This is a genomic window from Achromobacter sp. ACRQX, from assembly GCF_022346505.1.
Lineage (GTDB): Bacteria > Pseudomonadota > Gammaproteobacteria > Burkholderiales > Burkholderiaceae_B > Achromobacter > Achromobacter animicus.
Window position 1 is genome coordinate 129,601 of record NZ_JAKRML010000002.1, and the last position, 26,029, is coordinate 155,629.

The following is a 26,029-nucleotide window of genomic DNA, read 5'->3' on the forward strand; positions in this document are numbered from 1 at the left end:
CATGACCGAAGCAACCCAACTTGCCGAGCTGCCGCCGGCGGAAACCGCGCTGGACGTCTACTCCAAGCCCGGCGGCCTGGACCCTTGGCTGGACAAGATCCGCGCCGAGGTCACCGGTCACGTGCCGGACCTGAAGACCAAGAAGGGCCGCGACGCGATCGCCAGCCTGGCCTTCAAGGTCCGCAAGGTGAAGACCGCTCTGGACGGCATCGGCAAGGAACAGGTCGACCGCCTGAAGGAGATCCCGAAGAAGATCGACGCCGAGCGCAAGCGCATGCGCGAAGCCCTGGATGCGCTGGCCGATGAGGTCCGCGCGCCGCTGGACCAGTGGGAACAGGCGGAGGAAGCGCGCCAACGGCGCCACCAGCAGGGCATCGAGTGGTTCCGGCTGCGCGCCGATGAGAACCGCGACCTGGACGCGGACGAGCTGCGCGCCACCATCGCCGATGTGCAGGCCCGCGCGGTCGATGAATCCTGGGAAGAATTCGAACCCGAGGCGCATCGCGTCAAGGCCCACGCGTTGGAGGCGCTGCAGCAGGCGCTGGCTGCCCGTGAGAAGCACGACGCGGAGCAGGCCGAACTGGCGCGCCTTCGCGCTGAGGCCGCGGCGCGCGAGCAGAAAGACCGCGAAGAGCGCATCGCCCGCGAAGCTGAGGAAAAGGCCCGTCGCGATGCAGAAGCTGCAGCGCAGGCTGAACGCGAAGCGGCCATCCGCCGCGAGCAGGAAGCCAAAGCCGCAGCGGAGCGCCGCGAACTTGAACTGAAGCTGCAAGCCGAGCAGGCCGAGAAGGCGGCCGCCAAGGCAAAGGCCGACCAACTCGTCGCAGAGCAACGCGCGGAGCAGGAACGCCTCGCAGCCATCGAGCGCGAGAAGAAGGCCGCTGAGGACGCGCGCCAAGCAGAGATCAAGCGCCAGGCCGACGCCAAGGCAGCAGAAGAGGCTGAGGCCCGGCGCCGCGAAGAGGACAAGGCCCACAAGGGAAAGGTCAACCGCGCCGCCCTGGATGCGTTCGTCGCCGGCGGCATGCCCGAGGACTGCGCCCGGCAGGCGGTCACGCTGATAGCCAAGGGCCTGATCCCCAACACCCGAATCACCTACTGAGGTAGCTATGACTGAAGTTATCGACGCCCCGGCCCGCGCAGTGGCCATGCAACCCGAGCCGGCCACCGGCCAGGTCGCCGTACTCGCCGCCAATTCGCCCATGGGCATGATGATGGCCGCCGTGAAGCAAGGCATTCCCCTGGATCAGATCAAGGAGATGATGGCGATCCAGCGCGAGTGGGAAGCCGACGAGGCGCGCAAGGCGTTCAACGACGCCTTTGCCGCGTTCAAGTCCGAGGCTGTGGAGATCATCAAGCGCAAGCAGGTCGAGTTCAAGACCGACCGCGGCACCACCAGCTACAAGCACGCCGAACTGTCCGACGTAGTCACGGCCGTGGGTCCTGCCCTGTCCAAGCACGGCTTTGCCTGGGGCTGGGACGTCGAACAAAAAGACGGCCGGATCCACGTCACCTGCACGCTGGTGCACCGCCTGGGCCACGAGAAGTCTGTGACCCTGAGCGCGCCGCCGGACGAAAGCGGGAAGAAGAACACGATCCAGGCCATCGCGTCGACCACCACCTACCTCGAGCGCCACACGCTGAAGGCGGTTTGCGGCATCTCCGAAAAGGGTGATGACAACGACGGCATTGAGATTGACCCAACCTCCCAGCAAGCAATCGACAGTTGGATCACGGCCGCCACGCAGGCCAAATCGATCATGGACCTTGACCAGGTCTGGAAGGACGGCCTACCCGAGATCAAGAAGGTGAACTCGCTGGCCGTCTACGAACAATTCCGCGCCGCTGTCAGCGAGTCCAAAGCACGACTGGAGAAATCATGAGCTTCAAAGTCATCGAATGCGACCAAGGCAGCCCGGAATGGCACCGAGCGCGCGCCGGCGTAATCACCGCCAGCATGTTTTCGACTGTGCGCGCGAAGGTCAACGGGCTGACCGACCAGCAAAAGAAGTACGTCGACGCCATCCTGGCCGGCCGGTCTGAAGCTGCCGCGCGCGATATCGCTGGCTACAAGGCCGCGCCGCGCGCGGACGTCATTCAACGGGCCATCGACGGCGAGAAGGTGGGCGAATTCTCGGAAGCCGCGTTGAACTACGCCTTCCGCTTGGCAGTGGAGCGCATCAGCGGCGAGCCGCTGGACGAAGGGTTCGAAACCCATTCAATGCGCCGCGGTCACGAGCTCGAGCCGAAGGCCCGCATGGAACATGAGATCCAGACCGGCCTCTTCGTGAACCATGCCGGCTTCGTCATGACCGAGGACGGCCGCTACGGCGCCAGCGCAGACGGCTTAATCGGCAACGACGAGGGCAGCGAATACAAATGCTTCATCGCTCCGGAGAAGCTGCGCGCGTTCTGGGTCGACAACGACGCCAGCACGGTCATGGAGCAGGCGCAGGGGTGCATGTGGTTGACCGGTCGCAAGCGCTGGCACATCTGCCTCTACTGCCCGGCCCTTGAGGTCGTCGGCAAGCAGTTGTGGATGAAGGTATTCGACCGCGATGACGACTTCATCGAGGCCATGGAAACCGACCTCGTCGAATTCGAAGCCCTCGTCTCCAGCTACGAAACCCTGCTCAAGAAGGAAGCCGCCTAATGAAAGTCGACCTGCGGCAGATTAAGGGTCGCTGCCGTATCGACCCGAGGACTGAATGCTGGGAATGGATGAACTGCGTCCAGTCGAACGGCTACGGGCGTATCACCGTCAACCGGAAAACCATGTACGTGCATCGCTATGTGTATGAGCTGGTGAATGGGCCTATCCCGGAGCGTAGAAACGACGTGATGCACGTCTGCGATAACCGCCGCTGTTGCAATCCTGAGCATTTGGTCGCCGGCACAAGGCTGAACAACTTGCGTGACGCTCAAAGCAAGGGCCGGCTCTCTCGTGGCCGAGCCCATGCAATGCGGATGACTCAGGGCGCGCGGCGCCGCGCCACGACGAAGCTGACGATGGAATTGGCTCGCGAAATTCGGAACCGCAGCGCTGCAGGAGAAAGGACCAGCGATATCGCCGCCGCATTTTCAATTTCCCCTTCCAACGTCCGCCTGATCACACGCGGCAAGGCTTGGCGGGATACGGCGCAACCGTTCTCGTTCTAATTCGGAGAAAAGCATGATCCCCGCCATGAACCGCCAGCAGCGCCGCATGATGGAAAAGCAGCAGGCCCGCGTGCGCGCCACGCGCCGGCCTGAACGCCCTGCCCGCCTGCCCATGCTCATCAAGACCCAGCAGACCCTGGCGCCGCTGGAAGCCATCATCGACCAGATGGAGCGCGACGGCACCGTGACGGTCGACACGCGCGGCGTACCGGTCTTCCACTGCGTGGCCGACGGCGAATGGTACGCCAGCGCGCCGGCGATTGCGGGCATGGCGGACTTCTTCGACATGTGGGCGACGCGGCACGGCAGCCCGTTCAAGGCCACGGCGCTGCGCCAGCTCGCCAAGCGGCTCGACCTAGGCATGCCGATCGACGGGCCGCTGATGGCCGCGTTGCACGCCGAGATCCCCGCGCTGCGCCGCATCGGTGCCGGGCTGACGCAGGCCGACGCGTCCGACCTGCTGCGCCAGACTCAGATCCTGGCCGAGATTGAGGCCCGCCCATGAGCCTCCTCGTTTCCATCTTCTACCCTGGAGCGTGAACAAATGACCCAACAATGGAAGCCGATAGCCTCAGCGCCGAAGGACGGCACGGAAATCATTGTCTTTCACCCTGAAGCTGGCGTTTGCGCGGCGTTTTGCCCTGCCGATGGCTTTGCGTGGCACGTAATGGACGGGATGAATACCGTCGTTGGCAGCAAGAGCGGTAAATCCATCCCCGTGATGACGAGCTTTCTCAAGCCGCCCACACACTGGATGCCGCTACCCTCCGCTCCGTGCCTGACCTGCAACGGCCACGGAATGGTAGGCGGCTTGGCGCCGCATTCCGGATACAACGCCGAGCCGTGCCCGGATTGCACCCCTCCCGCCGGCGCACAGGACGATGCGAAGGACGATTCCATCACACTGGACAAGCTAGCGGACTACATCGCCGACAACTGGCCCGACAAGAAGTACAGCCTGGAAGAAATCTGCCAGCGGCTGAACGCGACGTGGCCAACCGCATTCATGCCAGCTGGCTCCGCTGGCGATACGCGTAAGCCGGATTTCGCGCGCGCTGACCAGTTCATTCAGGATTACGTGGCCGGCTATGAAATGTGCGGTGAAGATCAGGAAGGCAGGGACGCGAGCCATACGCCCACCGAAGGCGAGCGTGCGCTGATTGTTGACGCTATCCACGGCCTGATGGCCCAGCCTGAATTCATCGCCGCCCTGTCGGCCTCTCAGCAGCAGGAGGGGTGAATGGCCATCAGCAAAGCCGAGCGCGCCCGCGTGTTCGCCATGTTCGACGGCAAATGCGCGTACTGCGGCCAGCCCCTGCCGGAACGCTGGCACGTCGATCACCTGGAGCCAGTGCAACGCGACCTGAAGCTGGTGCGCGGCGAACGGTCTTGGAAGTACGTCAACGGCGCGCCCCTGCGGCCCGAGCGCGACGTACCTGCCAACTACATGCCGGCTTGCCCGCCATGCAACATCGACAAGCACGCGATGAGCCTGGAAGCCTGGCGCGTGAAGCTTCAGCGCACCTGCAAGGTGCTGACCGACAACTACCCCACCTATCGCCACGCCTTGCGTTTCGGCCTGGCCGTTGAAACCGGCGCTCAGATCATTTTCCACTTTGAGCGCGTGGCCGCAGAAGCGGCAAAGGACGCAGCATGACCACCAACACCCCCGCCCAGCATGAAGCCCGGCTGACGGTCGAAGAAATCCGATCCATCTGGGTCGAACACGGCCTGGATGACGAAGCCGTCGAGGACTTCGCCCGCGCCATCGAATCCGCAGTGCTGTCCAAGCTGCGCGCCCCTGTAGCCGGGGAGCGCGCGGCATTGCAACGAATCGTGGACACAGCGAAAGACGGGGCGAATTCAGGGGACCGCCATGCCCGCTGCGTCGAGCTTGCCCGCGCCGCCCTGGCAAGCGCCCCTGTAGCCGGGGAGGCGCAGCCGGTGGCGTGGCGCTATCAGACGCCTACGGGCTGGCACGCCACGACAGACGCCCAGAAGGCAGTCAACGTGCGTGCCCATCACCCGGTCGAACCGCTCTATGCCGCGCCCCAGGCCAGCGAGGCGGTGCGCGATTGGACGGCGATTCTTCCGCAGCCGCACACCGACATGAGGTACCACGGGGAATTCGTCCGGGGCTGGAATCAATGCTTGCAACAGGTTCACGCCGCCCTGTCCGCGCAACCGGGCGCGCAGGAGAACGGAGGGAGCGATGCAGAGTGATCGCGAGTTGCTGGTGCTGGCGGCGAAGGCCGCGGGTTATCTCAAGTTCCAATACTGCGAGACGTCTGGGGGCCTCCAGGCAATCTATGTCGAAGACGGCGGTATCGGCTTCTGGGAACCCCTCATCGACGATGGCGACGCGCTGCGATTGGCGGTGAAACTGAAAATCGACTTGAAGCTTTACGACGATCACGTTGTTGCGTGGTTTGGCGGCGGGTACATCGGGACAGGAAAGATACTGTACGGCGACGATCCTCAAGCCGCCACCCGCCGCGCCATCGTCCGCGCCGCCGCCGAACTTGCCCAGCCCCACCCCGACCACAAGGACGGAGGCGCTTGACTCATATATAGCGCATAGCCTCTACCTTTGAATCATTAATGAGCCAAACATGACCAAAGACGAACTAGAGCAGATAGCCACCCGAGAGGCGCACTGCAAGCCCTATGGCGCTGCGGTGACGCTCAGTATTGGAGAGCGCGACGAGCTGGTGGCGCTGGGGAGGGATGGGATGCTGCTGCGGGAGAAGTTCACCAGCGGCAATGCAATCCCGGTTGAGCGGGTGACTGTGCGGGCCGAGGAATTGGCGAAGGAGGGAGCGTGAAGCAATTCGAGATGGTCGATAGATTCGACAAGCAGGACGAACATGGACGCCTCATCTACATGTGCCACTCTGGCGGTTACGTGATGGCGAAGCGGCCGCGCGCTTTCCCGAAGGTCTTTACGCTGAAGGATTGGGCGAAGCTAGAGCGATACAGCCGGCCCATCACCCCCGTCACCTTACCGGCTCAATGACCGAGTATGCACACAAAGTCGTTGAGACGACTCGCCAGTATTGGATGCCCGCCTAGCGCGGGCTTTGTTTTGGAGAACGGAAATGTACATCGGCAAATGCAGCCGCTGCGGCGGCGACGTTGAACTACCCGATCACTGGTTCGGCACACAGCGCGCTCGCGCAACTTGCACCAGTTGCCATGCTGTATCAACTGACGACTTTTCCAGGACCATCCCTATGGAACCGTCACATGAGCAACAAGCCGAACGGCGCAAGCTGTACCAGGATTACGTCCAGGAGGCTGAGAAAGCGGCCACACCGCGCTGGCCCTGGCTCAGCAAGAACACCCGATAGGGCTTTGTTTTGGAGGCGATATGGATACGTTTTTGAGCGCCGAAGAGATGGCAGAACTAACCGGCATCAAGACCGGTAAGCGCATCAAGGGCAAGACCGTTCACCGTGAGCAACTGCAGGCTGAGTGCCTGCGTACGATGGGCATCCCGTTCTACCTGAACGCCCGCGGACGCCCGGTGGTCGTCCGAGCCAATATCATGGGCAGGCCAAGCGCCGAGCAACCTAAGCCTGCCTGGCAGCCCCGAGTTTTGAGAGCAGCTTGATATGGGCCGAAAACCTTACAAGAACACCAACCTTCCGCCTCGGATGCGTGCCCGCAAGCAGAAGAGCGGAACGGTGTACTACTACTACGACATGGGCGGCCGTCCCCGGGTCGAAGTACCGCTGGGGCCGGATCTGGTGGAAGCCGTTAGGAAGTGGGCGGACCTGGAGCGGGATAACGCCCCGTCATCCGCCCCGGTTGCCACCTTCCGATATGCGGCAGAGCGCTATATCCGGGATGTGCTGGTGACCAAAGCGCCCAGGACTCAATCGGACAACCTCAAGGAATTCGCGGTCCTCTACAAGTTCTTTGACGACCCGCCCGCCCCTTTGGACGCCATCAAGCCCCAGCTCATCAAGCAGTACATGGCGTGGCGCAGTGACCTGGCCCGGCAGTGGTACGTGGAGAATAAGCGCGAAGTTCCGCCGAACCCGGGCCACGTCAGGGCGAACCGGGAAATCGCCCTATTCAGCCATGTGTTCAACTTCGCCCGGGAAGTCGGGATCACCGACGCACCCAACCCCTGCGCAGGCGTCCGAAAGAATCGGGAGACCGGACGGGACGTATACGTAGAGGACGATGTGTTTAAGCGCGTATGGGCGAAGGCAGACGGGCCTACCCGAGACGCCATGGATCTGGCCTATCTCACCGGCCAGCGCCCAGCCGACACCCTCAAGTTCGACGAGCGGGATATCCGAGATGGGATGCTTCACCTAGGCCAGAACAAGACCGGGAAGAAGCTGCGGATCAGCGTCGAAGGGGAATTGGCAAAGGTGATCGCCCGCATCCGCGCCCGCAAGGCTGGATACAAGGTGACTTCTACCGCGCTGGTGGTGAACGAGTCCGGGCAGCACCTTGGCTATGATGCGCTGCGGCAGAGGTTCTATGCTGCGCGGGAAGATGCCGGCGTGCCCAAAGAGGGCTTCCAGTTCCGAGACCTGCGCGCCAAGGCTGGTACCGATACGGCTGAGTCGTCCGGCGATATCCGGCAGGCACAGCGCCAACTCGGGCACAAATCCATTCAGATGACCGAGCATTACGTCAGGGAACGCAAGGGCGATAAGGTCGGCCCGACCCGCTAAAACCCGCTCCGCAACCGGAAGTCATCACAAGCAAACATGCGGCTTCTAGCTGCGCATTTGATGACCAGTTGCGGAGCGGGTTTAGTGCCTACAGCGTTGATTTAATTGGCCTTTGGCATGGAATCATAATCCGCAGGTCCCCTGTTCGAATCAGGGATGCGCCACCAAAGAATTCAAAAGGCCCGCACATTGTGCGGGCCTTTTTTCGTTGGCGGGGAAGGAACGACGGACGCGAGGTTCACTCACTCTCGACGAGCCCGAATCCATCGTGAAACAAAAAAAATGGCCCGCACACCGTGCGGGCCATTTTCATTCGGACAATACAGGCCTCAGCCCATCAAGTCCGATACACCGTATCGCGCCGGCGGCCGCCCCACGTCGCCGCCAGGCTTGCCACGAACGCGCCGATCAGCATCGACGCAAAGCCCCACAACGCGAATGCCGCAGCGGCCTTGCGCGTCGCGTCGGCGGCTTCCTTGGCCTTTACCTTGGCTTCTTCCGCGGTCTTCTTGGCGTTCTGGATCGCCTCGTCGACGCGGCGTTGCGCCACGGCGGGCTCAACACCGGCCTGCGCGGCCACGACCTTCACCACGTAATCGCGATCAGCGGGCGTCATCTCGCCACGGGTGATGCTCATGGCAACGATGCGGCCCACTTCGGCACGTGCCGCTTCCGGGTCAGTGTTGGCCTCGGGACGTTCCGAACGCATCAGGGTGTCGGTGAGATAGTCGGTGGCGCGTTCCATGCCACCGTTGCTGCCTGCACCCGCCGCGCCGGCCGTCGCGGCCGCAGTTGCCGCGGTGCCGGCAGTGGCTGCCACCGATGCGCCGGCCTTGGCCACGCCCGATGCCATGGACGCCAGGGCCGACCCCAACAGCGCGGCGCTGACCACGGCGCTCAGCGCCCAGACCAGAAAGCCATGCGCGGTGTCGCGGAAGTAGACCTCATCCGAGTGCACGTCGACCCACTTGGTGCGCAGGCGTCCAGCGACATAGCCGCCAATGCCGTACGAGAGGATCTGAGTGAGCAGCATCCAGACAATGATGCCAATACCGATGGTCGGGGCCGACACGCCCTCGTCGCCCCACGGCGATACGGACAGGAAGCCCAGGCCGGTGCCACCGGCAAACAATGCGAGCGAGAGCGCGGCGGCAATCACCGCGCCGGCGAAGACCGCCGCCCACGACACGGCCGAAATGGCGGACTCACGTGGAGGCACGCCATCGGCATAGGGTTGGCTCAATGAAGACGTATTTTGCATGATCGATCCTTGTCCAGAGTCTTACGCAACCGCGCGGACGCGGGTGCCAAAGCGGAAATGACGAACCGGCCTTCAGTGCCAGAACAGCGCCAGCAGAATGATGATGGGAATGGGCACGCCAAGCAGCCACAACAGGATGGAGCGCATGGAAACCTCCTTGCTTCGATAAATGGATATGGGTGAAGTGACGCCGGCCGCAATCAGGCCAGGTCGATGGTGCCCGGAGCACGGGGGTCCGGCGCGGGCGGCGTGGGATCGATGACGTCGGGATTGTCGGTGGGACGACCCGGGTCCGGACGCGGATCGTCCGCAGGGGCGGTACCTGGAAGCGCCGGATCGTCCGGCGTGAGATCGTCGGGTTGACCGGGTTCTCGGTGCGGGATCTGGGACATGTTGCCTCTCCTCAAGCAGCGCAAGTCGCGCTTCGATTGAGCATCAGCAAATGGCGTGCCTGAGACCCTCGAGGCGTTCAACGCCTTCAGGAAAACGAATCAGCGATCAGTCTTTGCGCTTGCCGCCAACCACGGAAGCGGCACGTTCGGGCGTCTCGCCCGCAAGAAAAGCAACGACCGCGGCCTTGCCGGCGGCAGAGGCCTCATCCTGGCTGGTGTATCGCTTGTCCGAGTAATTGGTGCTGCGCACATTTCCAGATTCAGGATCAAGCAGCGTGATGATCCATGCGAATTCACCTGGCGCGAGCTGCCGGACCTGCAAGGTGGCGCGCGTGCCGGGACGTAGTTCTTGCGGCATCTGGCGGCCTCTTCCGTGTTTTGATGACGCCATCGTAGCGCAATCGCGGCGGCCCGCCACGGACGGACGCGGCGCGTGAATAATGCTGCGCTTGCACACGATTTTCATGCTGCAGACTGCGCGGCTAATCCGCCACAAAGCGCCCTGCCTGCAAGGAAAACCCTAGGGTGCAGTCCTGCAATACAGGCGCACAATCGTCTCAAACATAAGACCGCAAAGCGGCGCCGAATCCCCTAAGTCAGGCGAGGACGGAGACAACATGACTTACTTGGCAGTTTTCATGAGCTGTTTGATGGTTATGGGTATCGTCGCGTTGGTGATTCAAACGATACGAAGCGCGGGGCCCGAGCCCTGGCTGAAGATATCGGCGGCGATTGTCAGTTCCACCTTTGCATCGCTGATGCTGGTCCCGTTGGGGTTCGCCGTGGCCCTGACGATGCTCGTCGAGTAGTCTCCCCCACCGTAGACCAGGCCCGGACTATCCGTTGCGGGCCGGTCTGCCGCGGGTTGCCGCCCAACACAACAATGAACCGGCGGTGACCATCGCCACGCCCTGCCAGAACGACAGGGTGAGCGGCGTCGCCAACCAGAGCGCGGCAAAGAAGGTGGAAAAGACCGGCGTGAAGTACGACGCGGTGGCCAGCAAGGTCAGGTTGCCTCGCAGTATCCCCACGTTCCAGAATGCGTAGCCGCTGGCCATTGCGCCGCCGGCCACGCATAGCTCGATCGTGGCGGGCGCCGTGAACGCAAGCGCGGGTTCCGCGCTGATCGCATATTTGATCCACAGGACAGCAGCGGTCAGCACGAAAAACAGCGCGACGCCGTTCTTGCCGTCGGCAAAGCGTTTGGTCACGTTGCAATACACGGCCCAGATGATGGCGCCGCTGAACGCCAACCCATAACTAAGAGGATTGCTCGACACATTGGCCACGGTGCGTTCATACGACAGCCCGCCGGCTCCGCCCACGACCCACACGATGCCGATCACCGACAACAAGATGCCCGGCGCTACCCAGATGCTTGCCCGCTGGCCATTGATGAGCATGGCAAACACGACCGTCAGACACGGCCACAGATAGTTGACGATGCCCAGCTCGATGGCTTGCCCCCGATCGGCCGCGAATCCCAGCGACAGGGACAGGCAGATCTCGTAAGCGACGAACAGCATGCTGCCCACGATGAGATAGGACCGGGGAAACGTGCGCAGCTTCGGGAAGCCCAGCAACAACACCAGGAAGAACGAACCCACCGTATAGATGAGCGCGGCGCCGCCGATCGGGCCAAAGTTTTCACTGACGCCACGAATCAGTCCGACGACCGTGCCCCATAGCAGGATCGCCAGCAAGCCGAGGGAAGTGGCCGCATTCCGGCCAGGATTCAATTGCATTACCGTTTCCGATTGCGCGCCGTGCCTGTATGAGAACTGGGCTGGCCCGGCGCCAAGGCGGCAAGTTTAGCGAAAACCGAACGGAGAAATCGCGGCATGGCTATTTCGACACGCAGGATGAGCGACGTGCTGGCAAGCACGGATTCGGGGCGGCTTTACCGCATTGAAGTGTTCTTGCGGGCGGAGGATGCGGGCGCCGGCATCCTGCCGCGAACCGGCGGGCGCTACATATTCAGAACGTCCGAAGGTGACGCCGTCATCGCGCTGGACGACAAGCGGTATCGCCTGGGATCCGGCGAGGTCCTGACTGCGCTGGCGCCGCGCCACGACACCTGACACGCCCGGCCACGCGGCGGGCTTACTGATCCAGCGCCACCCGCCGCTTGCCCAGACCCTTGGCCCGATACAACGCCACGTCCGCGCGCTCGAGCAACTGCAGCATGGTCGTGCCCGATTGCGGATACACGGCGATGCCGATGCTCGCCGACACCGCGACGCGCACGTTGGGATACGGCAGCGACAGGCTCTCGACCAGCGCCTCGGCAACCAGCCGCGCGTTTTCCTGATTGGCGCCCAGCAACAACACGGCAAACTCGTCACCGCCCAGGCGTGCCGCCACGTCGGAAACCCGGATGGCGCTTGCCATGCGGTCGGCGGCCTCTTTCAGCACCGTATCGCCCGCGGCATGACCATGCATATCGTTGACGGCCTTGAAGCCGTCCAGGTCGATGGCCAGGATCGAGAACGCCTCGCCGCTGCGCTGCGCGACCGCCAGCTCACGCAGCACAAGTTCGCCGAACAGCACCCGGTTGCACAGACCAGTCAGCGGATCGTAGTGCGCCAGATGCTGCGCGCGCGCCAGCATGCGCGACGCCTGCAGCATGGCGGCGCCCACTTCCTGGGCTTCCTTGATGCGTGTGGCTGGCAGTTCCACGGTACGGCCCTCGCCCAGCGCCAGCGCCGGCGCGACGAGCCCCTGCACGGCCGACGTCAGCCGGCTCGCCAGCCTGATCGCCAGCCACAGCCCCAGGCCGAACGCGAACAACGTGCCCATGCCGATCCACGCAATGGAACGATAAAGGTCCGTGGTCAGCAATTGCATCGGCGCGCCGGCGGCAACCGTCCAGCCCGACAGTGCCGACCGGCTGAACGCGGTGTAGACCGGCGTGCCTTCCTTGGTGATCGTTTCGAGCGACCCCTCGCCTTCCTGCTGCACGGCGCGGGCCAGCGCGGGCACCGCCTTCTGGCCAACGAATTTCGACGTGTCGCGGGTGCGGGCGACGATGGTTCCTGCGTCGTCCAGCACGGCAGCCACCCAGCCCTCGGGCAAGGCGCGGCGGCCCAACACATTGCCGATGCGTTCGGGCGACAGCCCCACATTCAGGCTGTAGACCACCTCCCCGCCTCGCACGACCGGCACGCCGAGCGCGATGGTGGGGTCGTTGGTCAGACCGCCGGTGAACAATCCCGTCAGCACGGGCATGCGCGATTGGAAGACGCGAAGCAGCTCATCCGGCGCGCCGGTGGACGGCAACGCCGTACCGTAGGGCACTTGCGTGTTGATGATCTGGCGCCCTTCCTTGTTGGTCAGGACGTAGCTGTCGACGATCTGGAACCGCACGGACTCGCGCGCACGGCGATGAAAACCGGCAAGGTCTCCTTCGACCAGGTCCGGCGATGACGCCAGCATCTGCAAGCCGGCTTCGACGCCTGTGAGCTCGCGATCGAGGATTGCCGTGAGATTGCGCGCCAGAAAGATGGTGTCGCGAAAGATGCGTTCCTTCTGGATGACGTAGCTTTCGTAGACCGCGACCGTCGCCACGACGAGCGCGGGCGTGATACAGGCAAAGACAAGGGCCAGCAGGCCCGTGCGCATGGAGTAGCGCCGCGCCTGGCGGCGGCGCACGCCCGCACGCGTTTCGCCGTCAGACATGGCGCGCCTCGCCACTCAGGTTCCGCATTGCGCGGACGTTCGACCTAAACAACACCCGTGGGCTCATGCGCCTCCCCGTACGCCCTCCCGGCACCCCCGCCGGGCCTGGATGGAAACTCAGAGATTATTGCAGAACGCGCCCGCGGCCGACTTTTGCGGCCTACGTCTCTTCCAGATCCGGCGTGCCGGTAAATTGGCTCTTGAGCAGCGTCAGCGCGCCTTTTTCGGCCAGCGCCTCGTTGGGGAACACGTGCTTGGTGTCTTCCAGGATGGGAAAGCCGAAGACGCGTACGCGGGTGTGGTACCCCTCAGGCGTTTCGGCAAATTCGATGTCAAAGTTGCGTTCTTCGATCCAGCCCGACCGATGCAGTTTCCATTCCATATCCAACGCGCTCCTGTTTGGCGAAGTTGACACGAAAGGCCGGCCGCAATGGCCGGCGCTGCTACACCATACACCCGGCCGGGCGCACATGGGCGCCCGGCTCGGTCAATCGACGCGGGACTGGCGGTCCCGAGCCAGCGCGGCCTGCGTACCGGCAGTGGCGCCGCCCGCTGCCGCCGGCGTGCCGGCGACGGGGTTGCCCGGCAACGGCGCGCTCGCTGCGGGGACGACCGTCGGATCACTTGCCGCGGGCGAGAACAGATCCCAGCTTGCCATGAACAGCGCCGCGATCAGCGGACCGATGACAAAGCCGTTCAGGCCGAACAGCGCCATCCCGCCAAGCGTGGAGATCAGGATCACGTAGTCGGGCATCTTCGTATCCTTGCCCACGAGAATGGGTCGCAGGATGTTGTCGACCATGCCGATGACCAGCACACCGAACGCGATGAGCACGGCGCCCTTGACCACGGAGCCCGTCAGCAGGAAGTACACGGCCACCGGCGCCCAGATCAGTCCCGCGCCAATCGCCGGAAGCAGCGACAGGAACGCCATGATCACGCCCCACAGCAACGCGCCCTGGATCGACAGGATTGAGAAGATGATGCCGCCCAGCGCGCCCTGCGCCGCCGCCACCGCGACGTTGCCCTTTACGGTGGCGCGCACGACGGTCGTGAATTTGCGGAACAGGTGCTGCTTGTGCATGTCGCTCAGCGGCACCGCGCGCCGCAGCCGGGCCGAAAGCTGGGGCCCGTCACGCAGCAGGAAGAAGAGCAGATACAGCATGATGCCGAAGCTGACCACGAACTGGAACGTGTCCTGTCCGATGTTCAGGGCTTGAGTCGCCAGGAACTGGCTTGCCTGCATCGCGCCGGCGCTCAGCTTGTCCTGCAGGCTGGGAATGTCGGCCAGGTCGAAGCGCGCCAGCAGCGCATGCACCGACGGCGGCAAGGCGTCCATTGCCTGCTGGAAGTACGCGCCAAAGTTGATCTGGCCTGACTTGATGCTTTGATAGAGGCTCGCGCCTTCGCTCACCAGCGAGCCGCTGATCACGACCAACGGAAGAATCACCAGCAGCAGCACCAGCAGCAGCGTGATGAGCGCGGCGAGATTGCGCCGGCCGCCAATGCGCACCACCAGGCGGCGCTGCAAGGGCGCGAAAAGAATGGCCAGAATGGTGCCCCAGAACACGGCCCCATAGAAAGGCCACAACAGCCAGCCGAACGCGATGGTGACCACCACCAGCAAAAGCACGAAGGTTCTGTAATGCACGCCTGAAGATTCGCTCATGGTGTGTCCAAGGCACGGCATGCGCCGCGAGAGCCGCATTGTACAAAGCGCCGCCTGGCGCCGCTTGCATTGAGACGAGGCTGATCCACGGCTATGGCGCCTTCGAGCCGGCGCTCGCTGCCTGCAGCAGCGTGGCGCGGGCGGCTTCAAGACCGTCGGACTGCGCATTCAGCGCTTGCAGACGCAGGTTCAGTTCCTGTTGCAACGTCGGTTTCGCCACCTTCGTCTGCCCATCCTCGAAGGTGACCTCCGCGCCATTGGCAGCCACGAAGTCCGCAATGCCCAGCGCGTCGCGGGCGACCGAGTCCATCCTGGCCGCGGCCTCCATCATGTCGGCAGCCGGCGCTGTCACCGCCTCGTCGTAGACGCCGTCATACACGGGTGCCAGATCGGCGGGCAGCGTCAAGGCCGCGCGCGCCTTGTCGGCCTTGCTTCGCGCCGCCTGGACCTGCGCGGCGCTGTCTGCCAGCGTCTTGCGCGCCGCCTGCAGGCTGGCCTTGCGCTCCACGATCTCGCTTACCGACCGGATCGTCTCCACGGACAGCACTTCGCGCAGCGGCGCGGCCGCCTTGGCCATGGCGTCCTGGAAATCCGTCATTACTTCGTAGGCGTCGTCGTAATCCCCGATCGCGTCCTTTTCCTGCTTGCTCAACAGACCGATCGGCACAAGCGTCACGTTGTTCATGCGGACTTGCAGAACCTGTATGAACGCGGCGCGCTCCTGCGGCTCCTTGTTGACGCAGGCCGCCAGCAACAGCATCGAAACCGCCGCCATGCCCGCCACCCACGCGCGAACCCAACCCATGCGCATCCTTTTGCACTCCGATTCTGCAGATTACGGGAAGATTATCCGGTAGCCCCGAGCTTGGATCCGAATGGGGCGAAATTTGTTGCCATCGAAGCGAGTTGACACAGGGAGAGCGGCGCGCATGCCCGCGGCGCCGGCGTCCTCTAAAATCACGGATTCGGCGGCGTTCGGCCGCCCGCAACACACACTGGCTGCCCCCATGACTCAGAACGCTTCTCCCCTGCCCTGGGGTTTCACGCTCCCGGATTGCCGCGGCGCGAACGCCTTGCTCCTTTTCATGAACGACCTGGCGCGGGTGGTCAACCAGTACCTCGGCCACGGCAAGCTATCGGAAGAGGCGCTGGCGGACGCCCAGAAAGCCGTGGACGCGCTGCTGGAACGCTATGTGGAGATTCAGGCGGCGCCCGAGGCCTTTGACGACGAGCGCATCGAACTGGCGCTGGAAACCTTGCCGCAGCCCGACGGCACGACCAGCACCCAAGTGGCGCTGCGCATGTCGCCGCGCCTGGAAGGCCTGATCATCGAGGCCCAACGCCAGGCCCGTCCCGCGGCGCACTAACGCGTATTTGCTCGGCCGGATGCCTATCCGGCCGAAAATGCTTGCATAATCGCGTATTCTCCGATATTATCGTCGGTTGGATCTGCGCAGTCGTACCCCGGTACGCCATGTCCGCCACGAACTGCTCACCCCAAGCTGGCCGCAAAAAAGCGGTTGCCGCAAACAGATCCGCCTCCCGTAAGCTCTGCGTCCTTGCGAAGTACAACGCAAAATACGCAAACCCAGAGCACCATCGGAAACCCCACGCCTTCGCCCATCCGCCAGTCCGGATCGGCCTGAAGCAGATACACCCAAATAACACGTTGCTTTTCCGGAAGCAGCGACGCATGCCGCGGTCCAACCACCGCGAGCGCCAGAGCCAACCCACTCTGTGCGCACCCAGGGCTGCATCGGCGCACGCTACCGCGCCGGCAACCATGCCCGTGTATGGCGCGCCTGCGCCCTGCAGCCCGACCGATGCCCGCCAGGACTGGACGAAGGCATCACCACGCCGGCCCGGCGCGCAAAAAACATGAGAATGCGCAAAAGAACGGCAGCAGCAATGCGTTAGTGTCATGTAACGCCTGTCCAATACATCCGGCGGACAAGGCGCTTCGCGAAGGTCCGGCCAAGTGCCCCGCATTTGCCCGGCTTGCGCGCACCATGACAAGACGCAGCTTTTCCAATAACTAGAACCTAAAGAGAACACAACATGAATACTCGTTTCACCACCACCGAACTGATCCGCCGCCCGGCCCATACGCAGCTCGACGACATGCCCATCCACATCGGCGACATCGTCTACCTGAAGCCGGCAAACGGCCCCGAGATCCGCGCCACGGTCATCTTCAACGCGCCGATCAACGGCACCACCACCTACACCACCGAAGTCGTACCGTGCGGCGCGCCCGCGCAAAAGACTCCCGCCCAGCGCATCCGGTTCCGCCACGAGCACGTGCATCGCATCGAACCGGTGCGCCGCAACGCTCGCTAAGCAGACCAACACCGCCGCGCTTACCCCGCGGCGGTTTGCTTTGTGCGTGATAAATTCCCAGCAACTTCAGCCCGCTGATCTCACCATGCAGAACAATCGTCTTGCGGTCCGCATCTGGGACCTTCCCACCCGCCTCTTTCACTGGGGACTTGTCGTCTGCATCGTCGGCGCGTTCGTCAGCGTGAAACTGGGCGGCCTGTACATGGACTGGCACGTGCGGTTCGGCTGTACGGCGCTGGGCCTCATCATCTTCCGCGTGCTGTGGGGCTTTGCCGGACCGCGCTATGCCAGGTTCGCGCATTTCGTTCGCGGCCCCGGCGCCGTGGCCCGCTACCTGAAGGGCGCCGCCGCGCCCGCCGGCCACAATCCGCTGGGCGCCCTGTCGGTCATGGCATTGCTGCTGGTCGTGGGCTTTCAGGCGGTCAGCGGCCTGTTCACCACGGACGACATCATGACGCAGGGTCCGCTGTTCGGACACGTATCCGAAGCCACCGCCAGCGCCATGACGTCCTGGCACAAGCTCAATGAATGGGTCATCATCGGCCTGGTCGTCCTACACCTGCTGGCCGTCACGTGGTACGTGGTGGTGCGCCGCAAGCGTCTGGTGCGTGCCATCATCACCGGCAACGTCGATGCCAAGGACGTGCCCGCCGGCACGCCGCCCGCGCAGGACGGCTTGGCCATCTGGCTGCGCGCACTGTTGCTGGGCGCCTGCGTGACCGGGCTGGTGCTGTGGATACGATCGCTCGAGGTCGTGTCCGACATGTCGTTCTCCTGACTCTGCCCAAGCGAACAGCCCATGAAAAAAGCCCCTTGACGGGGCTTTTTGCTTGCCAGGATGACGGGCCGGATCTGACAACGGCCCGATGCCTTATTTCTTCTTGCGGTACGAATCGTGGCAGGCTTTGCAGCTGGCGCCGACGTCGCCGAAGGCCGCGCGCAGCTTGTCCAGATCGCCGGCATCGGCGGCTGCCGACAGTTTCACGATGTTGTCCTGGAACGCCTGCTGCTTCTGCTTGAAGCCAGCCGCGTCGCTCCAGATTTCGGGACGGGCGTCACCGCCTTCCGTACCCGGGCCGAAACCCGCCCACGGCAATGCCGACAGCGTCTTCAGCACATCGACGTTGGCCTTGATCTGCGCGGCGTCATAGGGCGCCTGGCCCTTGACCACCGGCGCCATGCGGCCGAAGTGCGAGCCGATCAGTGCAAGCGCCGACTGGCGGTACTTGACGGCATCTTCGGGCTTGGCGAATTGCGCGGAGGCGGACGTTGCCAGCAGCGGACCCACCGTCATACAGGCCAGCGCAGCGAGCGTGGACAACTTCTTCATTGATTTCTCCCGTAGGTACAACGTGAAAGCCGCGCGCGTAACGCGCGCGGCACGGCGACTATACCGCCCGGGCCAGCTCGGCAGCCAGACCAATGTACGAGCGCGGGGTCATCGCCAGGAGGCGGGCCTTGGGCTCTTCAGGCAGCGCCAGGCCCTGGATGAATTCTCGCAGAGCCTCTTCGGTGATGCCCTTGCCGCGCGTCAAGGCCTTGAGCTGCTCGTACGGCTGCGGCAGGCCATAGCGGCGCATGACGGTCTGCACCGGCTCGGCCAGCACTTCCCAGCAGGCGTCGATATCGGCGTCGATGGCAGCCGTGTTGACTTCGAGCTTGCCCAGGCCGCGCATGCAGGCATCCCACGCCACCAGGCAGTAGCCCAGGCCCACGCCGAGGTTGCGCAGGACGGTGGAATCGGTCAGGTCGCGCTGCCAGCGGGAGATCGGCAGCTTGTCGGCCAGATGGCGCAGCACGGCGTTGGCCAGACCCAGGTTGCCTTCGGAGTTTTCGAAGTCGATCGGGTTGACCTTGTGCGGCATGGTCGACGAACCGACCTCGCCTTCCTTCAGGCGCTGCTTGAAGTAGCCCAGCGCCACGTAGCCCCAGATGTCGCGATCCAGGTCCAGGATGATGATGTTGGCGCGGGTAATCGCGTCGAACAGCGCGGACATCCAGTCATGCGGTTCGATCTGGATGGTGTGGCGGTTCTGAGTCAGGCCCAGGCCGGTCAGCACGCGCTTGCTGAACTCGGGCCAGTTGATTTCGGGATAGGCGGACAGGTGGGCGTTGTAGTTGCCCGTTGCGCCGTTCAGCTTGGCCAGGGGCTCGACGGCCACGACGGCGGCGATGGCGCGGTTCAGGCGCGCGGCCACGTTGGCGAATTCCTTGCCCAGCGTGGTCGGGCTGGCGGGCTGGCCGTGGGTGCGCGACAGCAGCGGCTGATCGGCGTTGGCGACGGCCAGGTCGTTCAGCTTGGCGGCGACTTCGCGCAGGCGCGGCACCACGACCTGGTCGCGGGCGCGCGACAGCATCAGCGCGTGCGAGGTGTTGTTGATGTCTTCGGACGTGCAGGCGAAGTGGATGAATTCTGCGGCGCGGGCCAGTTCGGCGTCATCGGCGACCTTTTCTTTCAGCCAATACTCGACGGCCTTCACGTCGTGGTTGGTGACGCGCTCGATATCCTTGATGCGGCCGGCGTCCGCCTCGGAGAAGTTGGCGACCAACTGGGCCAGGCGCGCGCGGGCGGCCTCGGAGAAGGCCGGCAGCTCGGGCAGGCCGGCGTCCGACAAGGCGATCAGCCAGGCGACCTCGACTTCGACGCGGTGCGCCATGAAGCCGGCTTCGGACAGCAGACCGCGCAGTGCGTCGCCCCGGGAAGCGTAGCGGCCATCCAGTGGCGAAAGGGCATTAAGTTGGCTCAGCTGATCGGCGATTTGCATGGTCTGGTAGGGAAAAAGCGACGGATGGGAAAACCCGGCGATTTTATCATCCGGGGCCGCCTGACATTGTGGCAAACTGACGAAGATTCCGCCCTGCGGACAATTCCGGCCGTCATACAGCCTGCTATACTTCGGCCGCTTTCCGACTCCGCTTGTGACTCCATGAAACTGATCGGCTCGCTTACCAGTCCCTACGTGCGCAAAGTGCGTATCGTCATGGCCGAGAAAAAGCTGGACTACCGGCTTGAACTCGAAAACGTCTGGTCCGCCGACACGCAGATCCAAACGTACAACCCGCTGGGCAAGGTCCCCTGCCTGGTGATGGAAGACGGCGGCGCCCTGTTCGATTCGCGCGTCATCGTCGAATACGTGGACACCTTGTCTCCCGTGGCCCGGCTGATTCCTCAGCAAGGGCGCGATCGCGCAGCCGTCAAATGCTGGGAAGCCATCGCCGATGGCGTCCTGGACGCCTGCGTGACCATCGTCAAGGAAAACCAGCGCCCCGAGGCCCAGCGCAGCCCCGAATGGATCGAACGCCAATACGGCAAGATCCACGCCAGCCTGGACGCCATGAACAAAAGCCTGGGCGACAACGCCCATTGCATGGGCATCAACTACAGCCTCGCGGACATCGCGGTCGGCTGTGCCCTGGGCTACCTGGACCTGCGCTTTGCCACCCTGGACTGGCGCACCGGCCAGCCCAATCTGGCCCGCCTGTACGACAAGCTGTCGCAGCGCCAGTCGTTCATCGACACGGTGCCCAAGACGGCCTGACGGCCGGCCAGAAATGCCCGCAAAAACGCCCGGCTCGACCGGGCGTTTTTTCGTCCGGCCGCTTTCTGCGGCCGGTTTTCCGTATATCGATCAAACCGTCCAGGTCTGCCAGGCCTTGAACAGCATGTACGCCGCCAGCGCGAACAGCAGCGCGGCGAACACGCGCTTGAGCGTCTGCACCGGCAGGCGATGGGCCATGCGCGCCCCCAGCGGCGCCGTCAGGACGCTGGTGCAGACCAGCGCCAGCAATGCCGGCCAGTAGATGAAGCCGAGCATCCCCGGATAGGTCTGGGCTTCGTTCAGGCCCGAAACGATATAACCCACGCTGTTGGCCAGCGCGATGGGAAAGCCCAGGGCCGCCGAGGTCGACACCGCATTGTGCAGGGCCACGTTGCACCAGACCATGAACGGCACCGACAGAAAGCCGCCCCCGGCGCCGACCAGGCCCGACAGGAAGCCGATGCCCGCCCCCGCCGCACTGGTGCCGACCACGCCCGGCATCTGGCGCGTGGGCTTGGGCTTCTTGTTGCGCAGCATGCTCCAGCCGGAGTAGCCCACGAACAACGCGAAGAACAGCGACAGCCACAGCGTGCTCAGCGCGGCAAACACCGCGCCGCCCGACAGCAGCCCGCCGATGATGATGCCAGGCGCCATCGCCGCGACGATGCGCCACTTGATGGTGCCCCGCTGTTGGTGGGCGCGCACGCTGGAAATGGAGGTAAAGAGGATCGACGTCATGGACGTGGCGATCGCGGCGTGCACCACCAGGTCGGCCGGCATGCCCTGCCAGGTGAACAGCATCGTCAAAAAGGGAACCAGCAGCATGCCGCCGCCAATGCCCAGCAGGCCCGCGGCAAAGCCGACCACTCCGCCCAACACCAGCAGGCAGATCACCATCGTCACATCCACAACCGTCTCCTCAGTTTTATTGTCATGAACAAGGCCCCGCGGGCATGGCTCCGGGGGGCCTTGGTTACGTGCAGCGGGGACTGCTTAAATAATGATCCCGCCACCCAGGCAAACCTCGCCATCGTATAGCACGGCCGACTGCCCGGGCGTCACCGCCCATTGCGGCTCGGTGAAATCCAGCGAAAACGTCTCGGGCGCCGCATCGCCCAGGCGGCACGCCGCGTCGGCTTGCCGATAGCGGGTCTTGGCGCCGTAGGCGCCCGCTGCCGGCGGGTGACCGGCCACCCAGCTCGCGTCCTGCGCCTTCAGATCGCCAGACAGCAGCCAAGGATGGTCATGCCCCTGCACGACGTACAGCACGTTGCGTTCCAGATCCTTGCGCGCCACGTACCAGGCCTCGGCCGTGCCGTCGTCCCGCTGGCGGCCCTTGACGCCGCCCACGCCCAGCCCCTTGCGCTGGCCCAGCGTGTAGAACGAAAGCCCTTCGTGGCGGCCGACCTCCTGCCCTTCGGGCGTCAGGATGGGACCAGGCTCGGTGGGCAGGTAACGGTTCAGAAATTCCCGGAACGGCCGCTCGCCGATGAAGCAGATCCCCGTGGAATCCTTCTTGGCGGCGTTGTGCAGGCCGATCTCGTGCGCGATGCGCCGCACTTCGGTCTTGTGGATCTCGCCCAGCGGAAACAGCGTGCGCGACAACTGCGCCTGGTTCAGGCGATGCAGGAAGTAGCTCTGGTCCTTGGATGCGTCCAGCGCCTTCAGCAACTGGAACTGCGAGCCGCCGCCCTCGGCGGGCACTTCGCGCACGCGGGCGTAATGGCCGGTCGCGATGTGTTCTGCGCCCAGCGCCATGGCGTGGTCGAGGAACGCCTTGAACTTGATCTCGGCATTGCATAGGACGTCGGGGTTGGGCGTACGGCCCGCGGAGTATTCGCGCAGGAAATCCGCGAACACGCGGTCCTTGTACTCGGCGGCGAAGTTGACGTATTCGAACTCGACGCCGACCAGGTCCGCGACGCTGGCGGCGTCCAGGAGATCCTGGCGGGTGGAGCAGTATTCGGAATCGTCGTCGTCTTCCCAGTTCTTCATGAACAGGCCGACGACCTCGTAGCCTTGCTGTTTGAGCAGCCAGGCGGTGACCGAAGAATCGACCCCGCCGGACATGCCGACGACAACGCGGCCTTTCTTGGTGGATGTTTGACTCATGATGCGGCTATTTTAGATCGGACAAGGCGTCTTCCCGCGGCTGCGGTTCGGCGGCGCGCGACACTTCCATCAACCAGGCGCGGAAGGCCTGCAGGGTGGGCAGATTGGCCTTCTGCTCGGGGTAGCACAGGTAATAGCCCATCCGCGCGCGGATCGGCAATTGCATCGCGATGGCCAGCTTGCCGTCGCGCAGCTCGTCCTCGATCAGGCAGCGCGGGATCAGCGCCACGCCGAAGCCCGCCGCGGCGGCCTGCGACAGCAGCGCGTACTGATCGAACCGGGCGCCTTCCAGGCTGCGCCGCGTATCGCAGCCAGCCTGCTCGAACCAGTCGCGCCAGCCTTCCAGGGCCGACGTATGGTGCAGCAGCGGGTATGCCAGCAGATCTTCGGGCGACTGGCACCCGCCCGCGATCAGGCGGGGACTACAGACCGGCAGGATCTCGCGGCCCACGATGTAGTCCGCGCCGCTGCCGGGCCACAGCCCCTCGCCGAAGCGCACGGCGGCGTCCAATTCGGGGGTGGAGAAGTCGTAGCCCTGGCGGTGCGGCAGGAATTCCACGTGGATGTCGGGCCGCAGGCGCATGAAGGCGGTCAGCCGCGGAATCAGCCACCGCGCGCCGAACGTCGGCATACAGGTCAGGTTGAGCGTGCCGCCGCGCCCCTGGTGCGCGATCAGCTCGACGGTGGCCGCTTCGATCTGGCCGAGACCGGCCTGGATCTTGGCCAGATAGCTGCGGCCTGCTTCGGTCAGAACCAGGCCTTGCCTGATTCGTAGGAATAGTTCAACGCCAACGAACTCTTCCAGATGTTTCACCTGTTTACTCACGGCCCCCTGTGTCACGCACAATTCCTGCGCGGCGCGCGTGAAACTGCTATGCCGGGCGGCAACTTCGAACGCCTGGAGATCCGTTAAAGAGGGACAGAAACGCCTCATCTGCAGCCCCCACCGAATGTGGGGCTCCCTTGCCCTGCGGGCATGATGACGGCAAAGGCGCGGGCGACGGATGTTACAGAAAAGTAACGCCGACGAGAGCCTGCCGAAAAGAGGTATGAAAAAAAGTCATAGCTTACGGAGAATCTTTCGTTTGCGCAAACCTGCCCGCCAGGAAAGAATTGTCGGGTTTGCGTCTGCCTTTGCGCATCCGCTGTTCATTCATTAGTAGGGGAATTCATGCAACGCCGTAATGTAGTCCTGGGCCTGTGTGTCGCCGCCGCGACCCTGGCCACGCCGCTGACCTCGGGTATCGCGCACGCTGAAGATGCGTATCCCAGCAAGCCCATCCGCCTGATCGTTCCCTTCCCGCCCGGCGGCACCACCGACATCGTCGGCCGCCTGTTCGCCGACAAGCTCGGCAAGGAACTGGGCCAGACCGTCGTCGTGGAAAACCGCGGCGGCGCCGGCGGCTCGATCGGCAGCGCCTTCGTCGCCAGCAGCGCGCCGGACGGCTACGTCCTGGGCATCGCCACCGTCAGCACGCACGGCATCAACCCGGCCATCTACCCGAACCTGCCGTTCGATGGCGAGAAGGACTTCACGCCCGTCTCGAACCTGGCTGCCGTGCCGAACATCATGACCATCAACCCGAAGGTCCAGGCCAAGACCATCGCCGAATTCATCACGCTGGCCAAGAGCCAGCCCGGCAAGCTGACGTACGCGTCGGCCGGCAACGGTTCGGTCTCGCACATGATGGGCGAACTGTTCAAGATGGCCTCGGGCACCGACCTGATGCACGTGCCGTACCGTGGCGTGGGCCCCGCGCTGAACGACGCGCTGGCCGGCCAGGTCGACGTCATGTATGACAACCTGCCCTCCACGCTGCCGCACGTCCAGTCCGGCCGCCTGATCGCCATGGCCGTCGCCTCGCCGCAGCGCGTCGCCTCGCTGCCCAACGTGCCCACGTTCGCCGAAGCCGGCCTGCCGGCCGTGAACGACGCCTCGTGGTTCGGTCTGGTCGCCCCGGCCAAGCTGCCCGCCCCCGTGCTGGCCAAGCTGAACGCCGCCGTCCAGAAGGTCAGCGCCGAAGAAGACGTCAAGAGCCGCCTTGCTGCCCTCGGCGCCTCGCCCGCTGCCAACACCCCGGCCGAATTCGGCGCGCAGATCTCGGCTGAAATCGCCAAGAACAAGCGCATCGCCAAAGAAGCCAACGTGAAGATCGACTAACCGGTCTTCGGTCCTCGCGCGCCCGTGGCGCGCGAGGACCTCCGATTCACGAACGCAGTACCCCCTTATGCGACTTACCCAGCCCCTGTCCTACCGCTTCGACCTCCCGCAGCACTATCCCGATTCGGAAATCTCGGTCCCTCTCGTGCTGGATTCCCCGCACAGCGGCACGACCTACCCCCCCGATTTCGCCGCCGCGGTGGACTTTGGCGCCTTGCGCACGGCCGAGGACACCTGGGTTGACGATCTATGGGGCGACGCCATCGAGATGGGCGTGCCGATGATCGCCGCGGCGTTTCCGCGCGCCTACATCGACGCCAACCGCGCCGCCGACGAGATCGACGAATTGCTGCTGGACGCGGCATGGCCCGACGCAATCAACCCCTCGCCCAAGGTCAAGCTGGGCAAGGGTCTGATCTGGCGCATGCTCGATGACGGCACCCCGCTGTACAACCGCAAGCTCACGGTGGACGAAGTGCGCCACCGCATCGATGCCTGCTGGAAGCCCTATCACGCCGCGCTTGGTCAGGTGCTGGACAACGCCCACCGCAAGTTCGGCAAGGTCTGGCACATCAACTGCCACTCGATGCCCAGCGTGGCCGGCGCCTTCGCCACCGATCGCCCGGGCCTGGTCCATCCCGACTTTGTGCTGGGCGACCGCGACGGCAGCACCAGCGATCCGGCCTTCCGCGAATTCATCGCCGCCTGGCTGCGCGAGCGCGGCTACAACGTCACCGTGAACGATCCCTACAAGGGCGTGGAACTGGTGCGCGCGTTCGGCCGCCCGCAAGAAGGCCGCCACAGCCTGCAGATCGAGATCAACCGCAAGCTCTACATGGACGAAGTGTCGCTTCGTCCGACCGACAACTACGGCCGGCTGAAGGCCGATCTGCGCGACCTTACCGCCGCGCTGATCACCTGGACCCGCGCGCAGACGGCATAAGAAACGCCGCCCGTCCAGACGCCGGGTTGCAAGCCCCACGCCCCATGGTTCGCCATGGGGTTTTTTTTTGGCCCGGCGCAA

The 26,029-nt window shown here is 64.2% G+C and carries 34 protein-coding genes; 21 read left to right on the forward strand and 13 right to left on the reverse strand.

Features of this window, described 5'->3' with window-relative positions:
- Window position 1 precedes the first annotated feature (1 nt).
- From MHZ91_RS02415 to MHZ91_RS02475, 13 genes are all read left to right on the forward strand, one after another.
- Window positions 2-1,102 carry a hypothetical protein gene (locus MHZ91_RS02415; protein ID WP_239212326.1) on the forward strand — a complete coding sequence of 367 codons (1,101 nt, stop codon included), beginning with the start codon at window positions 2-4 and terminating at the stop codon, window positions 1,100-1,102.
- 7 nt (window positions 1,103-1,109) lie between these two features.
- Complete coding sequence (locus tag MHZ91_RS02420) at window positions 1,110-1,883, forward strand: ERF family protein (RefSeq protein WP_239212329.1); 774 nt, start codon at window positions 1,110-1,112, stop codon at window positions 1,881-1,883.
- Window positions 1,880-2,653, forward strand: a complete 774-nt coding sequence (locus tag MHZ91_RS02425; protein WP_239212331.1) for a lambda exonuclease family protein — start codon at window positions 1,880-1,882, stop codon at window positions 2,651-2,653. The genes MHZ91_RS02420 and MHZ91_RS02425 overlap by 4 nt, the downstream gene beginning before the upstream one ends.
- Window positions 2,653-3,159, forward strand: coding sequence for an HNH endonuclease signature motif containing protein (locus tag MHZ91_RS02430; protein WP_239212333.1), 507 nt, complete (start codon window positions 2,653-2,655; stop codon window positions 3,157-3,159). The genes MHZ91_RS02425 and MHZ91_RS02430 overlap by 1 nt, the downstream gene beginning before the upstream one ends.
- Before the next feature lie 13 nt (window positions 3,160-3,172).
- Window positions 3,173-3,664 (forward strand): hypothetical protein, encoded by a 492-nt coding sequence (locus MHZ91_RS02435; RefSeq protein WP_239212335.1) that lies wholly within the window; start codon window positions 3,173-3,175, stop codon window positions 3,662-3,664.
- A 39-nt stretch (window positions 3,665-3,703) separates the two neighbouring features.
- Entirely contained in the window at window positions 3,704-4,399 is a 696-nt protein-coding gene (locus MHZ91_RS02440; RefSeq protein ID WP_239212337.1) for a hypothetical protein, read from the forward strand.
- Window positions 4,400-4,816: an HNH endonuclease gene (locus MHZ91_RS02445; RefSeq protein WP_239212347.1), complete on the forward strand. Its 417-nt coding sequence runs from the start codon at window positions 4,400-4,402 to the stop codon at window positions 4,814-4,816.
- Complete coding sequence (locus MHZ91_RS02450; RefSeq protein ID WP_239212348.1) at window positions 4,813-5,382, forward strand: hypothetical protein; 570 nt, start codon at window positions 4,813-4,815, stop codon at window positions 5,380-5,382. The genes MHZ91_RS02445 and MHZ91_RS02450 overlap by 4 nt, the downstream gene beginning before the upstream one ends.
- Window positions 5,372-5,722 carry a hypothetical protein gene (locus MHZ91_RS02455; RefSeq protein ID WP_239212350.1) on the forward strand — a complete coding sequence of 117 codons (351 nt, stop codon included), beginning with the start codon at window positions 5,372-5,374 and terminating at the stop codon, window positions 5,720-5,722. The genes MHZ91_RS02450 and MHZ91_RS02455 overlap by 11 nt, the downstream gene beginning before the upstream one ends.
- 49 nt (window positions 5,723-5,771) lie before the next feature.
- Window positions 5,772-5,984, forward strand: a complete 213-nt coding sequence (locus MHZ91_RS02460) for a hypothetical protein (protein WP_239212352.1) — start codon at window positions 5,772-5,774, stop codon at window positions 5,982-5,984.
- Window positions 5,981-6,175: a hypothetical protein gene (locus tag MHZ91_RS02465; RefSeq protein ID WP_239212354.1), complete on the forward strand. Its 195-nt coding sequence runs from the start codon at window positions 5,981-5,983 to the stop codon at window positions 6,173-6,175. Before MHZ91_RS02460 ends, MHZ91_RS02465 begins: the two co-directional genes overlap by 4 nt.
- A gap of 354 nt (window positions 6,176-6,529) precedes the next feature.
- Window positions 6,530-6,772 (forward strand): DUF4224 domain-containing protein, encoded by a 243-nt coding sequence (locus MHZ91_RS02470; protein WP_128827827.1) that lies wholly within the window; start codon window positions 6,530-6,532, stop codon window positions 6,770-6,772.
- Window position 6,773: 1 nt separating this feature from the next.
- Window positions 6,774-7,853 carry a tyrosine-type recombinase/integrase gene (locus MHZ91_RS02475; RefSeq protein ID WP_239212360.1) on the forward strand — a complete coding sequence of 360 codons (1,080 nt, stop codon included), beginning with the start codon at window positions 6,774-6,776 and terminating at the stop codon, window positions 7,851-7,853.
- A 337-nt stretch (window positions 7,854-8,190) separates the two neighbouring features.
- Here the strand turns inward: MHZ91_RS02475 and MHZ91_RS02480 are convergent, their stop codons facing one another.
- From MHZ91_RS02480 to MHZ91_RS02490, 3 genes are all read right to left on the reverse strand, one after another.
- Entirely contained in the window at window positions 8,191-9,114 is a 924-nt protein-coding gene (locus MHZ91_RS02480) for a hypothetical protein (RefSeq protein WP_239212362.1), read from the reverse strand.
- Window positions 9,115-9,314: 200 nt separating this feature from the next.
- Window positions 9,315-9,506 (reverse strand): hypothetical protein, encoded by a 192-nt coding sequence (locus tag MHZ91_RS02485; protein ID WP_175124598.1) that lies wholly within the window; start codon window positions 9,504-9,506, stop codon window positions 9,315-9,317.
- Between the two features lie 106 nt (window positions 9,507-9,612).
- The gene (locus tag MHZ91_RS02490; protein ID WP_239212364.1) at window positions 9,613-9,972 is read right to left on the reverse strand and encodes a hypothetical protein; all 360 of its coding nucleotides are present in this window, start codon (window positions 9,970-9,972) and stop codon (window positions 9,613-9,615) included.
- Window positions 9,973-10,123: 151 nt separating this feature from the next.
- Between MHZ91_RS02490 and MHZ91_RS02495 the strand changes: the two genes are divergently transcribed.
- Entirely contained in the window at window positions 10,124-10,315 is a 192-nt protein-coding gene (locus tag MHZ91_RS02495; protein ID WP_175124599.1) for a hypothetical protein, read from the forward strand.
- Between the two features lie 27 nt (window positions 10,316-10,342).
- Here the strand turns inward: MHZ91_RS02495 and yddG are convergent, their stop codons facing one another.
- The gene (yddG, locus tag MHZ91_RS02500; RefSeq protein ID WP_239212366.1) at window positions 10,343-11,251 is read right to left on the reverse strand and encodes an aromatic amino acid DMT transporter YddG; all 909 of its coding nucleotides are present in this window, start codon (window positions 11,249-11,251) and stop codon (window positions 10,343-10,345) included.
- Window positions 11,252-11,347: 96 nt separating this feature from the next.
- Between yddG and MHZ91_RS02505 the strand changes: the two genes are divergently transcribed.
- Window positions 11,348-11,587, forward strand: coding sequence for a 6-phosphofructokinase (locus tag MHZ91_RS02505; protein WP_175124601.1), 240 nt, complete (start codon window positions 11,348-11,350; stop codon window positions 11,585-11,587).
- A gap of 22 nt (window positions 11,588-11,609) precedes the next feature.
- On the opposite strand, the gene MHZ91_RS02510 is transcribed toward MHZ91_RS02505, so the two are convergent.
- The 4 genes from MHZ91_RS02510 to MHZ91_RS02525 all read right to left on the reverse strand — a co-directional run bounded on the left by MHZ91_RS02510 (window position 11,610) and on the right by MHZ91_RS02525 (window position 15,658).
- The gene (locus tag MHZ91_RS02510) at window positions 11,610-13,184 is read right to left on the reverse strand and encodes a sensor domain-containing diguanylate cyclase (RefSeq protein WP_239212368.1); all 1,575 of its coding nucleotides are present in this window, start codon (window positions 13,182-13,184) and stop codon (window positions 11,610-11,612) included.
- Window positions 13,185-13,344: 160 nt separating this feature from the next.
- Window positions 13,345-13,566: a hypothetical protein gene (locus MHZ91_RS02515; protein ID WP_191576547.1), complete on the reverse strand. Its 222-nt coding sequence runs from the start codon at window positions 13,564-13,566 to the stop codon at window positions 13,345-13,347.
- A gap of 105 nt (window positions 13,567-13,671) precedes the next feature.
- Window positions 13,672-14,853 (reverse strand): AI-2E family transporter, encoded by a 1,182-nt coding sequence (locus MHZ91_RS02520; protein WP_239212369.1) that lies wholly within the window; start codon window positions 14,851-14,853, stop codon window positions 13,672-13,674.
- Between the two features lie 91 nt (window positions 14,854-14,944).
- Entirely contained in the window at window positions 14,945-15,658 is a 714-nt protein-coding gene (locus MHZ91_RS02525) for a DUF3053 family protein (protein ID WP_239212370.1), read from the reverse strand.
- 202 nt (window positions 15,659-15,860) lie between these two features.
- Here MHZ91_RS02525 and MHZ91_RS02530 point away from each other — a divergent pair, with 202 nt between their 5' ends.
- The 3 genes from MHZ91_RS02530 to MHZ91_RS02540 all read left to right on the forward strand — a co-directional run bounded on the left by MHZ91_RS02530 (window position 15,861) and on the right by MHZ91_RS02540 (window position 17,971).
- Window positions 15,861-16,220 (forward strand): hypothetical protein, encoded by a 360-nt coding sequence (locus tag MHZ91_RS02530; protein WP_239212371.1) that lies wholly within the window; start codon window positions 15,861-15,863, stop codon window positions 16,218-16,220.
- Window positions 16,221-16,911: 691 nt separating this feature from the next.
- The gene (locus MHZ91_RS02535; RefSeq protein WP_175124606.1) at window positions 16,912-17,193 is read left to right on the forward strand and encodes a hypothetical protein; all 282 of its coding nucleotides are present in this window, start codon (window positions 16,912-16,914) and stop codon (window positions 17,191-17,193) included.
- A gap of 85 nt (window positions 17,194-17,278) precedes the next feature.
- Window positions 17,279-17,971 (forward strand): cytochrome b/b6 domain-containing protein, encoded by a 693-nt coding sequence (locus tag MHZ91_RS02540; RefSeq protein ID WP_218345085.1) that lies wholly within the window; start codon window positions 17,279-17,281, stop codon window positions 17,969-17,971.
- A 93-nt stretch (window positions 17,972-18,064) separates the two neighbouring features.
- Here the strand turns inward: MHZ91_RS02540 and MHZ91_RS02545 are convergent, their stop codons facing one another.
- Window positions 18,065-18,523, reverse strand: a complete 459-nt coding sequence (locus MHZ91_RS02545; protein ID WP_175124608.1) for a cytochrome c — start codon at window positions 18,521-18,523, stop codon at window positions 18,065-18,067.
- Window positions 18,524-18,581: 58 nt separating this feature from the next.
- The gene (gene purB / locus MHZ91_RS02550; protein ID WP_175124609.1) at window positions 18,582-19,958 is read right to left on the reverse strand and encodes an adenylosuccinate lyase; all 1,377 of its coding nucleotides are present in this window, start codon (window positions 19,956-19,958) and stop codon (window positions 18,582-18,584) included.
- A gap of 162 nt (window positions 19,959-20,120) precedes the next feature.
- Between purB and MHZ91_RS02555 the strand changes: the two genes are divergently transcribed.
- Window positions 20,121-20,732, forward strand: coding sequence for a glutathione S-transferase (locus tag MHZ91_RS02555; RefSeq protein ID WP_175124610.1), 612 nt, complete (start codon window positions 20,121-20,123; stop codon window positions 20,730-20,732).
- Window positions 20,733-20,822: 90 nt separating this feature from the next.
- On the opposite strand, the gene MHZ91_RS02560 is transcribed toward MHZ91_RS02555, so the two are convergent.
- The 3 genes from MHZ91_RS02560 to gcvA all read right to left on the reverse strand — a co-directional run bounded on the left by MHZ91_RS02560 (window position 20,823) and on the right by gcvA (window position 23,778).
- Complete coding sequence (locus MHZ91_RS02560) at window positions 20,823-21,641, reverse strand: sulfite exporter TauE/SafE family protein (protein WP_175124611.1); 819 nt, start codon at window positions 21,639-21,641, stop codon at window positions 20,823-20,825.
- Between the two features lie 84 nt (window positions 21,642-21,725).
- Complete coding sequence (gene mnmA / locus MHZ91_RS02565; RefSeq protein ID WP_239212372.1) at window positions 21,726-22,844, reverse strand: tRNA 2-thiouridine(34) synthase MnmA; 1,119 nt, start codon at window positions 22,842-22,844, stop codon at window positions 21,726-21,728.
- A gap of 7 nt (window positions 22,845-22,851) precedes the next feature.
- A complete protein-coding gene (gene gcvA / locus MHZ91_RS02570) occupies window positions 22,852-23,778 on the reverse strand; it encodes a transcriptional regulator GcvA (RefSeq protein WP_175124613.1) in 927 nt (308 codons plus the stop codon).
- Window positions 23,779-24,015: 237 nt separating this feature from the next.
- On the opposite strand from gcvA, the gene MHZ91_RS02575 reads away from it, so the two are divergent.
- A complete protein-coding gene (locus MHZ91_RS02575; protein ID WP_175124614.1) occupies window positions 24,016-25,005 on the forward strand; it encodes a tripartite tricarboxylate transporter substrate binding protein in 990 nt (329 codons plus the stop codon).
- A gap of 67 nt (window positions 25,006-25,072) precedes the next feature.
- On the forward strand, window positions 25,073-25,948 hold the full coding sequence (locus tag MHZ91_RS02580; protein WP_175138766.1) for an N-formylglutamate amidohydrolase: 876 nt from the start codon (window positions 25,073-25,075) through the stop codon (window positions 25,946-25,948).
- Window positions 25,949-26,029 lie beyond the last annotated feature (81 nt).